The sequence below is a fragment of the Ruegeria sp. C8 genome (assembly GCF_056537565.1).
Genome location: NZ_JBQFRV010000006.1, coordinates 132,284 through 146,947, shown reverse-complemented (window position 1 = coordinate 146,947; position 14,664 = coordinate 132,284). Strand labels below are relative to the sequence as shown.

Below are 14,664 nucleotides of genomic sequence, written 5' to 3'. Positions count from 1 at the left end.
GGTCCGGCCCTTATATACGCCGGGACGCGCGATGGTGTAGTGCTGTCGCGCACATCAGATCGGGGACGGGATGCCATAACGGGTCCGGCCCTCGGGACATCGCCTTGAAGAGAAAGGGATTGAAAATATGGGAAAAGTAATCGGGATTGACCTCGGCACCACCAACTCGTGTGTTGCGATCATGGATGGCTCGCAGCCGAAGGTCATCGAAAACGCCGAAGGGGCGCGGACCACGCCCTCGATCGTCGCCTTCACTGAAGATGAGCGACTGGTCGGTCAGCCTGCAAAACGTCAGGCGGTCACCAACCCCGACAACACGATTTTTGGCGTCAAGCGTCTGATCGGTCGTCGTGTAGATGATGCCGAAGTCGAAAAAGACAAGAAAATGGTGCCCTATGCCATCGTAAATGGCGGCAACGGGGACGCGTGGGTTGAAGCCCGCGGTGAAAAGTACTCCCCAAGCCAAATCTCGGCCTTCACTCTGGGCAAGATGAAGGAAACCGCAGAAAGCTACCTGGGTGAGGAAGTCACGCAGGCGGTTATCACCGTTCCAGCATACTTCAACGATGCACAGCGTCAGGCCACCAAAGACGCCGGTAAAATTGCCGGTCTGGAAGTTCTGCGCATCATCAACGAACCGACAGCGGCTGCTCTGGCCTATGGCCTGGATAAAGAAGAAACCCAAACCATCGCGGTCTATGACCTTGGTGGCGGTACCTTCGACGTGACCATTCTGGAAATCGACGACGGCCTGTTCGAAGTTAAGTCGACCAACGGTGACACCTTCCTGGGTGGTGAAGACTTTGACATGCGCATCGTCAACTACCTGGCGGACGAGTTCAAAAAGGAACACGGTGTCGACCTGAGCCAGGACAAAATGGCCCTGCAGCGTCTGAAAGAAGCCGCTGAAAAAGCCAAGATCGAGCTGTCCTCAACCTCGCAGACCGAAATCAACCAGCCGTTCATCTCGATGGGGTCGAACGGTCAGCCGCTGCACATGGTCATGAAACTGACCCGTGCCAAGCTGGAATCACTGGTTTCGGACCTGATCAAAAAGTCGATGAAGCCTTGCGCCGCCGCTCTGAAAGACGCCGGTCTGTCGGCTGCTGACGTGGACGAAGTTGTTCTGGTCGGTGGTATGACCCGGATGCCGAAAGTGATCGAAGAGGTCACCAAATTCTTCGGTAAAGAGCCCCACAAAGGCGTGAACCCGGACGAAGTGGTTGCCATGGGCGCGGCTATCCAAGCCGGTGTTCTGCAGGGTGATGTCAAAGACGTGGTTCTGCTGGACGTGACCCCGCTGTCGCTGGGTATTGAGACGCTGGGTGGCGTGTTTACCCGCCTGATCGACCGTAACACCACGATCCCGACCAAGAAGTCTCAGGTCTTCTCGACCGCCGAGGACAACCAGAACGCCGTAACCATCCGCGTGTTCCAGGGTGAGCGTGAAATGGCTGCGGACAACAAGATCCTGGGTCAGTTCAACCTCGAAGATATCCCGCCGGCGCCGCGCGGCATGCCTCAGATCGAGGTGACTTTTGACATCGACGCCAACGGCATTGTCTCGGTTTCGGCCAAGGACAAAGGCACCGGCAAAGAGCAGAAGATCACCATCCAGGCCTCGGGCGGTCTGTCCGACGAGGACATCGAAAAGATGGTCAAGGACGCCGAAGAGAACGCGGAAGCCGACAAGGAACGCCGCGAGCTGGTCGACGCCAAGAACCAGGCGGAAAGCCTCATCCATTCGACCGAGAAGTCGATGGAAGAGCACTCCGACAAGGTCGATCCGACCACCATCGAAGCCATTGAGCTGGCCATTGCCGCGCTGAAGGACGAGCTGGAAACCGAGAACGCCGACAAGATCAAGTCCGGCATTCAGAACGTCACCGAAGCTGCTATGAAGCTGGGCGAAGCCATCTACAAGGCGCAAGCCGAAGAAGGCGAGGAAGAGCCTGCAGCAGCAGATGCGGGTCCTGCGGATGATGACATTGTCGACGCCGAGTTCGAAGATCTGGACGACGACAAGCGTAAGTAACCGGTAACCGGGCCAAACTGGGCCGGTCCGCTTGCCGGGCCGGCCCGACTACGTTGAGGCAGAAGGGAAAACTGATGTCAAAACGCGACTACTATGATGTGCTTGGAGTAACCAAGGGCGCATCTGCGGATGAGATCAAAAAAGGTTTTCGCAAGAAAGCCAAGGAGTTGCATCCCGACCGCAACAAAGACAACCCGGATGCCGAGGCGCAGTTCAAAGAAGCGAACGAAGCCTATGACGTGCTGCGCGATGCCGACAAAAAAGCAGCCTACGACCGCTTTGGTCACGCCGCTTTTGAAAACGGCATGGGCGGCGGTGGCCGTCCTGGCGGTGGCTTTGGTCAGGGTGACTTCTCCAGTGCGTTCTCGGATGTGTTCGATGATCTCTTCGGCGACTTTATGGGCGGCCAACGCGGTGGCGGCGGCGGACGTCGCGCAGCACGCGGGTCCGACCTGCGCTATAACCTGCGCGTAACGCTGGAAGAGGCCTTCTCGGGCCTGCAGAAAACCATCAACGTTCCTGCCGCCGTGGCTTGTTCGGCCTGTGACGGCTCGGGCGCTGAGGGTGGTGTTGAACCTACGACATGTCCAACCTGCTCTGGCATGGGCAAAGTTCGGGCTCAGCAGGGCTTTTTCACGGTTGAACGGACCTGTCCGACCTGTTCGGGCCTTGGGCAGATCATCAAAAACCCCTGTAAATCCTGCAATGGTGCGGGTCGTGTGGAAAAAGAACGCGCGCTGTCGGTCAATATCCCAGCCGGTGTTGAGACTGGTACGCGCATCCGCCTCGCGGGTGAGGGTGAGGCCGGTATGCGCGGCGGCCCTCCGGGTGACCTCTATATCTTTGTTGAGGTCTCGGACCACAAACTGTTCGAACGTGACAGCGTGAACCTCTATTGCCGCGTGCCTGTCAGCATGGCCAAGGCCGCGCTGGGTGGGTCCATAGAAGTGCCGACCATTGATGGCGGGCGCGGACGGGTGCAGATCCCGGCCGGCAGCCAATCGGGCCGTCAAATGCGCCTGCGCGGCAAGGGTATGCCTGCGCTGCGGGGTGGTGGCATCGGTGACATGTTCATCGAACTGGCTGTGGAAACTCCGGTCAACCTTACCTCTCGCCAGAAAGAACTTTTGCGTGAGTTTGATGATTTGGGTGAGGATAACCATCCAGAATCAAAAAGCTTTTTCTCATCCGTGAAGTCCTTCTGGGACGGTATGAAAAGCTAAGTTCAGGCCGCTCCAACTGGGGCGGCCTTTTTGAATCGAGACTCTGATCTCGCCGCCCCACGTATCTGTCGCCAGGTGGCTCGGTCTCGCAAACGATGTGATCCTTCATTCATCTGTCGCAAATAGCTTCAAAGCTTGCGGCAGATTCCCGCAAACTCCACCGCTCCTCTGGCCTTATTTTATTGAAGATATTGGCCATACGATACGCGGATTGAGGCTTGATTTTCCAGACTGGTCCTGAGATTGTCCGCATCAACCGTTGGGGTGCCCTTATCGAAGGGCTGAGAGGCGCAAGTGCTAACCCATCGAACCTGATCCGGGCAATTCCGGCGTAGGGAACGGTCTAAAGCAAACAGACGTTTTCCATGCCCGAGTTGCTCACAAAAGATGGAGCAACGACGTGGCACCTATTGCCTTGACCATAGCAGGATCCGACAGCGGCGGCGGCGCGGGTATTCAGGCCGATCTCAAGGCGATGTCGGCTTTGGGTGTTTTCGGGGCCAGCGTGATCACCGCCGTTACCGCTCAGAACACACAGGCGGTTACGGCCGTGCATGGCATTCCGCTAGAGGTGATCTCGGCCCAGATCGAGGCAGTCCTAAGCGATCTGGATGTACGCGCCATCAAAATTGGGATGCTGGCGACGCCAGAGATCATTGAAACTGTGGCGCAGGGGGTTTCCGGGTTTCGAGGGCCAATCGTTCTGGACCCCGTGATGATTGCGAAATCCGGTGACGCCCTTCTGGCCGATGAGGCGGTTCAGACCCTGCGCGATGTCTTGCTGCCTCGTGCGACGGTTCTTACGCCAAACCTGCCCGAGGCGGCATGTTTGCTGGATCAATGTGATGCCGACACGCCTGAGGTGATGGTTGAACAGGGCAAAGCTTTATGCGCGTTGGGTGCACAAGCGGTATTGATGAAGGGCGGTCATGGCAAGGGGGATGTCTGCCATGATCTGCTGATTGACGAAACCGGGGTGATTGCCGAATTACAGGCCCCACGAAAAGCCACCCGAAACACCCACGGAACTGGTTGCACGCTGTCCTCATCCATCGCTGCCGGATTGGCCAAGGATCTGACGCTTGTAGATGCTGTGGCGCGGGCGCATGAGTATCTGCAGGGTGCCATTGCGCGGGCTGATGAGCTGAAGATCGGTGCGGGCCACGGGCCTGTCCATCACTTCCACCGGGTTTGGCCTGCGTGACTCTCTGGTCTGTCATAGGCGCCGGTGTAGCCGGTTTGGCCGTCGCGTCCGAGCTGGTCTCGCGCGGGGCAAAGGTACAGGTTTTTGATCCCGGCGGCCCTCCGGGCCCGCATGGATGTTCCTGGTGGGCGGGCGGTATGCTGGCCCCGTGGTGCGAGTATGAAAACTCGGAGGAACCTGTCCTCAGGCTCGGTCAATCTGCCATTGACTGGTGGGCGTCCCGAACACCTGTGCAACGATGCGGTACTCTGGTCGTGGCCAATGCGCGGGACATTCCGGATTTGCGTAGATTTGCCCGTCGGACGAATTCTTATTCCGAAGTAGATCGGGCAAAAATCGCCAATTTAGAGCCTGATTTGCATGGATTCGGAAAGGGACTGTTCTTCGATCAAGAAGCGCATCTTGACCCCCGTCAGGCGTTGCTCGACCTGCACCGAGGACTCAAAGACAAGGGCGTTGAATTCCACCGCAAACTCGCACCTGCACAGCTGGAGAACGCCATCGATTGTCGAGGTCTGCACGCACGGGAATATCTGCATGATCTGCGCGGCGTAAAGGGTGAGATGCTGGTGGTGCGATGCCCTGATTTGATGCTGACACGCCCCGTGCGCCTGTTGCACCCGCGGATGCCGCTCTACATCGTCCCACGTGGCGGGGGCATTTACATGCTGGGCGCGACCATGATCGAAAGCGAAGACAGCAGCCGGATTACCGCGCGCTCAATGCTGGAACTGCTCAGCGCGGCCTACGCTTTGAACCCGGCCTTTGGTGAGGCTGAGGTGCTGGAAATCGGCGTCGATCTGCGCCCTGCCTTTCCTGACAACCTGCCGCGCATCCGGCGTTTGGGCCGGACGATCTATGCCAATGGTCTTTATCGCCATGGCTACCTGTTGGCCCCAGCGCTGGCGCAGGGCGTGGCCGATCTGGCGCTTGAGAACAAACATTCGGAGATGGTCGATGAAGATCGTGCTTAATGGCGACCCCAAGGAGGTAAAGGCCTCCACCTTGGCAGAGCTGCTAGATGAATGCGGTTTCTCGGGCCGTGTCGCAACGGCGGTGAACGAGGAATTCGTGCCCTCCAGCCTGCGCATTGCCCATGCCCTGTCCGAAGGTGACCGGGTCGAAATCCTGTCGCCGATGCAAGGAGGGTGAGGATGAAAAGCTTTTACGGCGTCGATCTGCCCAACCCGCTGATGCTGGGCACCGCGCAATATCCCAGCCCTGCTATCCTAGAACAGGCGTTTCGCGACAGCGGCGCGGGTGTGGCGACTGTCTCTCTGCGGCGGGAATCGGGGGCCGGGCAGACTTTTTGGCAGATGATCCGTGATCTGGGCGTGCTGGTGCTGCCCAACACCGCCGGCTGTCATACGGTCAAGGAGGCGGTGACCACCGCGCATATGGCCCGCGAAGTGTTTGAAACCAAGTGGATTAAGCTAGAGCTGATCGGCCATACCGACAGTCTGCAGCCGGACGTCTTCCAACTGGTCGAGGCCACGCGCATCCTGACCGAGGACGGGTTCGAGGTCTTCCCTTACACCACCGACGACCTAATCGTGGGTGAACGGCTGCTTGAGGCCGGGTGCGAGGTCCTGATGCCCTGGGGTGCGCCAATCGGTTCGGGCCGGGGGTTGAACAATGAATACGCCCTGCGCGCAATGCGGGCCGAGTTTCCGGATGTGCCGCTGGTGATTGATGCCGGGATCGGCCTGCCCAGCCATGCGGCTCACGCGATGGAGCTGGGATATGACGCCGTATTGCTGAACACTGCCGTCGCCCGCGCCGGTGATCCGGCGTTGATGGCAAAGGCCATGATGCGCGCGGTTGAGGCCGGGCAGCTGGCCCATCGGGCCGACCCGATCGAGGCCCGCGACATGGCCGAACCCTCAACCCCCGTCGTTGGAAAGGCGTTCCTGTCATGAGCTTGGACCGTTTTTACCCGATCTTTGACCACTCGGACTGGCTGCGGCGGATGATGCCCTTGGGTGTAAAGCTGGTCCAGCTGCGCATGAAGGATCAGCCGGACGATGTTGTCCGGGCCGAGATCGCGACCTCTCGCGAACTGTGCAATCAGCATGGCGCGGTTCTGGTGGTGAACGATTTTTGGCAGGCTGCGATAGATGCTGGCTGCGACTGGATCCATCTGGGGCAGGAAGATTTGGATGATGCCGACCTCAAGGCGATCCGAAAAGCGGGCCTAAAGCTGGGCGTTTCCACCCATGACGATGATGAGCTAGAGCGCGTTCTGGCCATGGACCCCGACTACGTCGCGCTGGGACCGGTCTATCCGACGATCCTGAAAAAGATGAAGTGGGAGCAGCAGGGCCTGCCGCGAGTCACCGAGTGGAAAGCCCGTGTGGGCGATATTCCTCTTGTCGGGATTGGCGGTATGAGCGTCGAACGCGCGCACGGCGTGCTTGAGGCAGGGGCCGACATTGTCTCGGTCGTTACGGACATCACCCTGAATGCCGACCCCGAGGCGCGGGTGCGCCAGTGGGTCGAGGCCACCAGATGAGCCGCTACGCTCGGCAGATGATCCTGCCTGAGGTGGGGGCCGAAAGGCAGGCGCGCCTGTCCAAGGCGCGGGTTTTGGTTGTCGGGGCGGGTGGATTGGCGGCTCCGGTCCTACCTTTGTTGGCTGGGGCGGGCGTTGGGCATCTGACGATCCTCGATGCGGATGACGTGGCCCTGTCGAACTTGCATCGGCAGACGCTGTTTACTGAGGCAGATTGCGGACGCCCAAAAGCCGAAGTTGCAGCCGATCGCAGTCGTTCTTTGAATTCTGATATCGACGTCGTGGCATATGAACGGGCTCTAACAAACGAGAATGCGGCTGGTTTTGTTTCACAGGCCGACGTGATTCTCGACTGTGCGGACAGCTATGCCGCTAGCTACACGCTGTCGGATATCTGCCTGACCTTGGGAAAACCTTTGGTCAGTGCCTCGGTGTTGGGCCTGTCTGGCTATGTTGGTGCGTTCTGCGGCGGTGCGCCTTCACTGCGGGCCGTGTTCCCCGACGCACCAACCAGCGGGGCGAGCTGTGCCACGGCAGGCGTGCTGGGGCCGGTTGTGGCGATGATCGGCGCGATACAGGCGCAGATGGCATTGGCCCTGATCCTCGGCCTCGACCCATCGCCCCTGGGCCAGATGGTGCAGGTGGATGCCCGGACCTTCCGAAGCTCTAGCTTCCGTTTTGACGCAGCGCCCGAGCCTGAACAATCCTTCACCTTCGTTGCCGCCTCGCAGCTGTCCTCAGATGATGTGATTGTTGAACTTCGGAGTGAAGACGAAGCCCCTCAGCCGATCCATCCATTGGCACGACGCCTAAGCGTGGAACACCTTAAATCAGAGCCTAACAAAGCAAAAAGGCTGGCTTTGTGCTGTGCAACCGGCCTGCGCGCCTGGCGTGCGGCTGAACAGATTGAACCGGACTGGCCGGGCGAGATTGTCCTCGTCGCGGCCTCAACCTCGTGAGTGAAAAGGAAACGCGAGACATGAAAAAGCTGATGACAGCCATCGCCCTTCTGGCCGCTGCGCCGGCCTGGGCCGAAGACAAGATGACCGTTCTGCTGGATTGGTTCATCAACCCAGATCATGGGCCCATCATCGTGGCGCAGGAAAACGGCTATTTCTCCGAGCAGGGCCTTGAGGTTGAGATCGTTCCGCCCGCTGATCCCTCTGCCCCGCCGCGTCTGGTGGCCGCTGGTCAGGCCGAACTGGCCGTATCCTATCAGCCGCAGCTACACCTGCAGATTCATGAAGGCCTGCCGCTGAAACGTGTCGGCACGCTGGTTGCGACTCCTCTGAACTGTCTGCTGGTTCTGGAAGACGGCCCGATCAAGTCGCCTGCGGACCTGAAGGGCAAGAAAATCGGCTTCTCGGTCGCTGGTGTGGAAGAGGCTGTTCTGACCACCGTGCTGGGCAAATATGGCGTGGCGCTGGACGATGTTGAACTGATCAACGTGAACTTCTCGCTCTCGCCGTCGCTGATGACCGGTCAGGTAGATGCGGTGATCGGCGCCTATCGGAACTTCGAGTTGAACCAGATGGATATCGAAGGCCGTCCCGGCACCTGCTTCTATATCGAGGAAGAGGGCGTGCCGTCCTATGACGAGTTGATCTACGTTGCTAACCCCGAGACGATGGACAAGGATAAGATCGCGCGTTTCCTGGCGGCGACCGAAAAAGCGACCCAGTACATTGTCAACAACCCCGAAAAAAGCTGGGAGATTTTCGCCGCGACTTCGCCCGAGTTGCAGGATGAGCTGAATGCTCGCGCTTGGGTCGACACCCTGCCGCGCTTTGCTCTGCGCCCGGCGGGTTTTGATGCAGGCCGTTATGCCCGATTTGAGACCTTCCTGAACGAAAGCGGCATGATCGACAGCGTTCTGCCGGTCAGCGACATCACCATCGACGTGACCGCGCAATGAGCGACTATGGCAAAGCCTTCACGCTGATGCGTGATGCAGCGCAGGGGCCGTGGCAGGACTACACCCGCCACGCCTTTGTCGAAGGGATGAAAGACGGCTCTCTGCCCCGAGAGGCATTCCTGCACTACCTGCGTCAGGACTATGTGTTCCTTATCCATTTCAGCCGCGCCTGGGCGCTGGCGGTGGTGAAATCGGAAACGCATTCCGAAATGCTGACGGCTGTGGGCACCGTGAACGCTTTGGTTGCCGAAGAGATGCAGCTGCATATCGGTATCTGCGAAGCGGCTGGGATCTCTCAGGAGGAGCTGTTTGCGACCCCGGAACGTGCCGAAAATCTGGCCTATACGCGCTTCGTGCTTGAGGCCGGGTATAGTGGCGATCTGCTGGACCTGCTGGCCGCGCTTTCGCCTTGTGTCATGGGATACGGAGAAATCGGGTCTCGACTCGCTGCTGAAGCGACCTCGGACACCTATCGCGACTGGATCAATACCTATGCTGGTGAGGACTACCAGGGCGCGTGCAAGGCGGTCGGCGAACTGCTGGATTCGGCTCTAACACAACGGATTGGGGCAGATTTCAAGGCCTCCCCGCGTTGGGGTCGTCTGTGCCAAACCTTCCGAACCGCCACCGAGCTTGAGGTCAATTTCTGGCAAATGGGTCTGACCCCATGACCCCGGCGCCCGATCTCACCATCAGCGGACACGGGAGCATTGGCGATACGCCCTTATTCGCACCGCTGACCCTGACCCTTGGGGCAGGGCAGTGGACCTGCCTGTTGGGTGGATCGGGCGTTGGCAAAACCACGGTTCTGCGCCTGATCGCCGGGCTGGAGACAGGCGCGGATTTCACTGGTCAGATATCGGCCAGCGATGGCCAAACGGTCCCGACTCGCGTGGCCTATATGGCGCAGGACGACCTGCTGCTGCCTTGGGCGACGGTGGCGCAAAACGTCTCGCTCGGCGCGCGATTGCGGGGTGAGAAACCTGATCTGGATCGCCGGGACCGTCTGATCGAGCGGATGCGCTTACAAGACCACATGGCCAAGAAACCGTCGGAACTGTCTGGCGGCCAGAGACAGCGCGTCGCTTTGGCGCGGACCCTGATGGAAGATCGCCCCATCGTGCTGTTGGATGAGCCATTCTCGGCCCTTGATGCACGCACCCGTGCAGACATGCAGGATTTGGCCGCCGAGGCGCTGCAAGGCCGGACGGTCCTTCTGGTCACCCACGACCCGGCCGAGGCCGCGCGTCTGGGCCAATCCATCGTCGTGATGACGCAGCAAGGGCTGACCTCTTGCGCCCCGCCTGCCGCGCCTGCACCACGCCATGTGGATGATCTAGAAACATTGGAAACCCAAGGTGCGCTGCTGAAGCTGCTGAGAGAGGCGGCATGAAACTCTTCTCAGCCCTCGCCGCAACCTTGTTCGCTCTGGCCGTCTGGCAAGCGATTGTCAGCCTGACCGGCCTGCCCAAATTCATCCTGCCCGGCCCGGCGCTTGTGGCCGAGACCTGGTGGCAGAACCGCTGGGTGATTGCAGAACACACCTGGATCACAGCGGTTGAGGTCGTGATCGGCCTGGCGGTGGGTACCGTTCTGGGCGTCGTCACCGCGCTGCAACTGGCCAATTCGCGGGCCGCACGGGTGCTGGTGCAGCCGATGCTGGTGTTCACCCAGGCTCTGCCGGTCTTTGCGCTGGCTCCGCTGCTGACCCTGTGGCTGGGCTACGGCCTTTGGTCCAAGGTCGCGATGGCGGTTCTAATCATCTACTTTCCGATCACCTCATCCTTCTTTGACGGTCTGATGCGGACCCCGCCCGGATATCTCGATCTTGCGCGCACGATGCAGGCAAGCCCACGTTCGGTTCTATGGCACATCCGTATCCCGGCGGCGTTGCCTTCGCTGGCCACGGGGATGCGATTGGCGGCGGTCTATGCGCCGATTGGCGCGGTGATCGGCGAATGGGTCGGGTCCTCGCAAGGGTTGGGCTACCTGATGCTACTGGCCAATGGTCGGGCCAAGACCGATCTGATGTTCGCGGCCATGCTGACTCTGGGCGTGTTCTCGATCCTGCTGCACATGCTTGTACGTCGCGCCACGGCCCGCATGGCCGGTGAGGCGCGTTAACCTTTCAGAAACCGATTCTGCGCCAAGGTAAGGCCTATGACACAGGACGCCTTTGCCGAAGCCCCAATGCTTTTCGATACGGACGAAGCGCCAGCGCAGCCGCTGCCGACGGATCGGTTACCCTCCTACATCAAAGACCATCGCAAGCGGTTGCGCGAACGGTTCATGTCTGGCGGCTCAGGCGCTATGCCGGATTATGAGTTGCTGGAACTGGTGTTGTTCCGATCCATCCCGCGTCAGGATGTGAAACCTCTGGCCCGGCTGCTGATGGATACGTTCGGGGACTTCAACCGCGTATTGACCGCGCCAGAGGAGCGGTTGCGCCAAATCAAAGGCGTTGGCGAAACCGTCATCACCGATCTGAAAATCCTGGAGGCCTGCGCCCATCGCATGGCCCGCGCGCGGGTGATGCAGCGCCACGTGATCTCCGGCTGGGATGCTTTGCTGGACTATTGCCACACAACGATGGCGCATAGAGAGATCGAGCAGTTTCGCGTGTTCTATCTTGACCGCAAGAACGTGATGATCGCGGATGAAGAGCAGGCGAAGGGCACCGTTGATCATGTTCCGGTCTACCCGCGCGAGGTTGCGAAGCGGGCGCTGGAGCTGAATGCCTCGGCCCTGATTTTGGTGCATAACCATCCCTCCGGCGACCCCACGCCGTCGCAATCGGATATCGACATGACCAACCGCATTCAGGATGCCTGCGCGGCCTTGGGGCTGACGCTGCACGATCATCTGATTATCGGAAAATCAACCGAGCTGAGCTTTCGATCCGAGGGGTATTTGTGACGGGAAGAGTTGTGTTGTCAGCTGATTGCCCAAACGACTGAAATTGTTGTCTGGGTTGAGAGTTCCAATTTGGCCGATTCATTTTGATGAGGACAGCTTTTCGCTTTCGTCCATTTTGCCTTTATCCAAATGCGTCACGGGGTTTGTGCATAGTGTTGCGTCTCACCGGAAAGAGCGTCGCGTATCTAGAGATCATACATGGTCTCCGCGCGGCTGGCGGAACCCTCATTGCTTGCAGAGGCGGTTTCGTCCGAGTTTCTGTCCGACTTCGTCACTCTCTAGTTCACCCAAACCTCAACCCGGCGGTTTGTTTTTCGGCCCCACTCAGTGTCATCGCAGGCCATCGGCATCGCTTCTCCGAAACCTTCGGTTGTGATCTCAATACTGTCGGGGATTTCGGTTTCAACGGCGGCCAGAACAGCATTGCGCACCGTTTGTGCCCTGCGATGAGCGATCCGGGCATTGGCGCTTGCGCCTCCATCCCCGTCACTGAATCCAGCGAATACAAGCTTGCGAGGGGTCAAACTGCCGGATTCAAGCGCCTGCGCCAATTGCAGAATGTTGGACCGCGATTGTGCATCTGGGCGAGAGCTTCCCGGCTCGAACCGGAAAGAGATCGACAATCTAGACAATGGCCGCAAAGTTTCGACCATGTGTTGAAGCTCTTCCAGCCCGACCTCGGCCCCACCGGAAACGATGGCATTGGCGAGCCGGTCCCCTTGTAGCCCAATCGGCAGGTTCTCGGTCGCCTGATCCACATACCCGGCCTGCCGTATCGCCATCTGCGCGTCGGCTAAGCGGGTATAGGCCAGAAACTGGCGCGCGATCCGAGGCAGGCGGCGTTGCGGCAGGTAGAGGAACATCGGAGAAGTCAGCGGGTAGTCCTCGGTCTTGATCGACTGGCGGGTCGCCGCAAGCGCATGCCCGCAGCCTCCGGCCAAAGGCAGCGCGCGGGTAGGGCCCGAGGCCGCCTGCGTCGTGATGCCGATCGCGAAAGGGTCGTTGGCCACTGCTTGAATAAGATCGCGATTGCGCTTGTGGCGGAGAGCGCTTTCGGACAGCTCAGCCTGCGCGGGGCGCAGCAGCTGATCCTCGACATCTTGGGACAAGCCTGACCCGGCGTCCGGCATGTGAAGGGCAATCTGAGCGTTCGGCCCTTCCAGATCTGTCCAGTTGGTGATCTCGCCCGACAGAACACGGACCAGATCCGCAGGTGAGATCTGTTGAACGGTGTTCTCTGGCGCGACCACCGGCACGATCGCATCCAGAGCCACAATCCGCGCGCGGCGGGGATGGGTCAGATCGCCCAGACCTGCGGCCTCGGCAGCGTCGCGTTCCTCATCCCGGATTTCGCGTTGCGCCATCACGATATCAGCGTCGTTGTCCATCAGGTCGGCAAACCCCTGATCCGTCGTTCCAACGCGAAAGAACAGGCGGGCGAGAGGGGCCGTGCGGTCTGGCTGGCGCAGCTCATAGGCAAAGCTGCGTTCATCCACGCGCGATGGGGTTGCTGTCAGACCTTCTTGTCGGGCGAAGCCGATGATCAGGGCAGGCAGGACCGTCTCGGCCATGACGGATGATCCCGAGAACCGGACCTCGGCCACGAAATCGGTCAGGCTGGGGCAGGCCGGGCCGTCGCATGTGACGCCAGAGCCATCGACTGTCAGCTCACCGAATTGGGTGTCGACCCGGTAGAATTCACCGTCAAAGCCCAGCAGAGTGCCGGAGACTTCGATCTTGCCATCATGCGATGTCAGAACAATATCCTGCGCTGCGGCTGAAACAGCCAGCGAAACAGAAAAAAGTACGGCCAGCGCCGCACGAAAAAGTGTCATGAGAAGGTCGAGCCTGCCTGCGGTTTAATTTGCCGCGATTGTCAGGTCTTGGAACAGATTATTCAACACCAGAAACTCACCGACTTCGGTACACATCGGCATCGTCAGGATCAGATCGCGCGACCGCAGCCGGCGATCACTGCGCAGTTCCAGCGACTGGACGTTCAGATCGCGGCCACAATTGGCCTCAGTCACTTCGGTTTCAACCGTCAAAGCGACCGAGCCGGACTGTTCCGAACGCGCAGCCGGGAAAGAGTAAATCTGGATATTCTGTGAATCATGGAAGCCCGCACTTCCCAGATGGACCACGGAACCCGCGCCCTGCGATGCGCTATTGGCCGAGATATGCCCCGGCTCTCCATAGCTTGCGCCGAACTCCAAGGCGTGGATTTGCAGATCGGTCTGACCTTGCCATTGCAATGCGACCCGGTCGAATTGGTCAATGTCCATGATGTGAGTGGTGGCGACCGTGCCGGTCTGATCCTCAAATGAGATCAGGAAAATGGCGTATTCGGACAGGGCCGGAATGGTCAGATCCAAGGCACCGTTTTCGTCGGTTTGCTGTGTCAGCGTCAGACCGCTGTGGTGAATCTCAACACGTTCGTTGCTGCGGCAGGGTGCCTTGATCCGCAGCCGTGCATTGGCACCCATTTGGGCGGTGGCACGCGCGCTGATGCTGCAATTGGTGTGCTTTTGCGCGGCCTTCGGCGCAGGACGCTCAATCGGTTGAGAGGGGGTCTCGTCAGAGGAAGAGGTCTGCACGATACGCTCAAGCCCGGCAATAACCGAGGCCTGATCCGCGACAGAAGCCACGGCGATGGGTTCCTGCGCGCCATTCGGTTGCGCAGGCGCACCATATTGCATCAGGTAACCAATACCCAGGGCACAAGCGACCGTGCCGCACATGGTCACGTAATTTCTGACTACGAACAAAACACCCTCCCCAGTTGAAGGAGCGAGTCGCACTCTCGTTAAAAATCGCGGCCAATTTGTGGCCGCGAAGCGGAGCGATTGTGACTGGTAT

General features: G+C 59.5%; 15 protein-coding genes and 1 riboswitch. Of the genes, 13 read left to right on the top strand and 2 right to left on the bottom strand.

The genetic code is table 11. The features are described 5' to 3' along the window. Window positions 1-127 precede the first annotated feature (127 nt). From dnaK to radC, 13 genes are all read left to right on the top strand, one after another. Window positions 128-2,035 (top strand): molecular chaperone DnaK, encoded by a 1,908-nt coding sequence (gene dnaK / locus ACR0KL_RS10200; RefSeq protein WP_170380243.1) that lies wholly within the window; start codon window positions 128-130, stop codon window positions 2,033-2,035. A 74-nt stretch (window positions 2,036-2,109) separates the two neighbouring features. Beyond that, on the top strand, window positions 2,110-3,258 hold the full coding sequence (gene dnaJ, locus ACR0KL_RS10195) for a molecular chaperone DnaJ (RefSeq protein WP_170380244.1): 1,149 nt from the start codon (window positions 2,110-2,112) through the stop codon (window positions 3,256-3,258). 250 nt (window positions 3,259-3,508) lie between these two features. After that, window positions 3,509-3,613, top strand: a riboswitch (TPP riboswitch). Between the two features lie 45 nt (window positions 3,614-3,658). Next, the gene (gene thiD / locus ACR0KL_RS10190; protein ID WP_170680726.1) at window positions 3,659-4,462 is read left to right on the top strand and encodes a bifunctional hydroxymethylpyrimidine kinase/phosphomethylpyrimidine kinase; all 804 of its coding nucleotides are present in this window, start codon (window positions 3,659-3,661) and stop codon (window positions 4,460-4,462) included. Then, a complete protein-coding gene (locus ACR0KL_RS10185; protein WP_480776975.1) occupies window positions 4,459-5,436 on the top strand; it encodes an FAD-dependent oxidoreductase in 978 nt (325 codons plus the stop codon). The genes thiD and ACR0KL_RS10185 overlap by 4 nt, the downstream gene beginning before the upstream one ends. Further along, window positions 5,420-5,614, top strand: a complete 195-nt coding sequence (gene thiS, locus ACR0KL_RS10180; protein WP_170660915.1) for a sulfur carrier protein ThiS — start codon at window positions 5,420-5,422, stop codon at window positions 5,612-5,614. The genes ACR0KL_RS10185 and thiS overlap by 17 nt, the downstream gene beginning before the upstream one ends. 2 nt (window positions 5,615-5,616) lie before the next feature. Then, window positions 5,617-6,381 carry a thiazole synthase gene (locus tag ACR0KL_RS10175; RefSeq protein ID WP_170680732.1) on the top strand — a complete coding sequence of 255 codons (765 nt, stop codon included), beginning with the start codon at window positions 5,617-5,619 and terminating at the stop codon, window positions 6,379-6,381. Beyond that, a complete protein-coding gene (locus tag ACR0KL_RS10170) occupies window positions 6,378-6,974 on the top strand; it encodes a thiamine phosphate synthase (RefSeq protein WP_170680734.1) in 597 nt (198 codons plus the stop codon). Before ACR0KL_RS10175 ends, ACR0KL_RS10170 begins: the two co-directional genes overlap by 4 nt. Further along, a complete protein-coding gene (locus tag ACR0KL_RS10165; protein ID WP_480776974.1) occupies window positions 6,971-7,933 on the top strand; it encodes a HesA/MoeB/ThiF family protein in 963 nt (320 codons plus the stop codon). Before ACR0KL_RS10170 ends, ACR0KL_RS10165 begins: the two co-directional genes overlap by 4 nt. Window positions 7,934-7,953: 20 nt before the next feature. Continuing rightward, window positions 7,954-8,889 (top strand): ABC transporter substrate-binding protein, encoded by a 936-nt coding sequence (locus tag ACR0KL_RS10160; protein ID WP_170680740.1) that lies wholly within the window; start codon window positions 7,954-7,956, stop codon window positions 8,887-8,889. After that, window positions 8,886-9,560 (top strand): thiaminase II, encoded by a 675-nt coding sequence (tenA, locus tag ACR0KL_RS10155; protein ID WP_170680743.1) that lies wholly within the window; start codon window positions 8,886-8,888, stop codon window positions 9,558-9,560. The genes ACR0KL_RS10160 and tenA overlap by 4 nt, the downstream gene beginning before the upstream one ends. Beyond that, a complete protein-coding gene (locus tag ACR0KL_RS10150) occupies window positions 9,557-10,282 on the top strand; it encodes an ABC transporter ATP-binding protein (protein ID WP_170680746.1) in 726 nt (241 codons plus the stop codon). The genes tenA and ACR0KL_RS10150 overlap by 4 nt, the downstream gene beginning before the upstream one ends. Further along, window positions 10,279-11,013, top strand: a complete 735-nt coding sequence (locus tag ACR0KL_RS10145; protein ID WP_170680749.1) for an ABC transporter permease — start codon at window positions 10,279-10,281, stop codon at window positions 11,011-11,013. The genes ACR0KL_RS10150 and ACR0KL_RS10145 overlap by 4 nt, the downstream gene beginning before the upstream one ends. Window positions 11,014-11,049: 36 nt before the next feature. Continuing rightward, window positions 11,050-11,805: a RadC family protein gene (gene radC / locus ACR0KL_RS10140; protein WP_170680752.1), complete on the top strand. Its 756-nt coding sequence runs from the start codon at window positions 11,050-11,052 to the stop codon at window positions 11,803-11,805. Between the two features lie 278 nt (window positions 11,806-12,083). Here the strand turns inward: radC and ACR0KL_RS10135 are convergent, their stop codons facing one another. Both ACR0KL_RS10135 and ACR0KL_RS10130 read right to left on the bottom strand, forming a co-directional pair. Continuing rightward, window positions 12,084-13,640, bottom strand: coding sequence for a phosphate ABC transporter substrate-binding/OmpA family protein (locus tag ACR0KL_RS10135; RefSeq protein WP_170680755.1), 1,557 nt, complete (start codon window positions 13,638-13,640; stop codon window positions 12,084-12,086). Window positions 13,641-13,664: 24 nt separating this feature from the next. After that, a complete protein-coding gene (locus tag ACR0KL_RS10130; protein WP_170680758.1) occupies window positions 13,665-14,573 on the bottom strand; it encodes a hypothetical protein in 909 nt (302 codons plus the stop codon). Window positions 14,574-14,664: the final 91 nt, after the last annotated feature.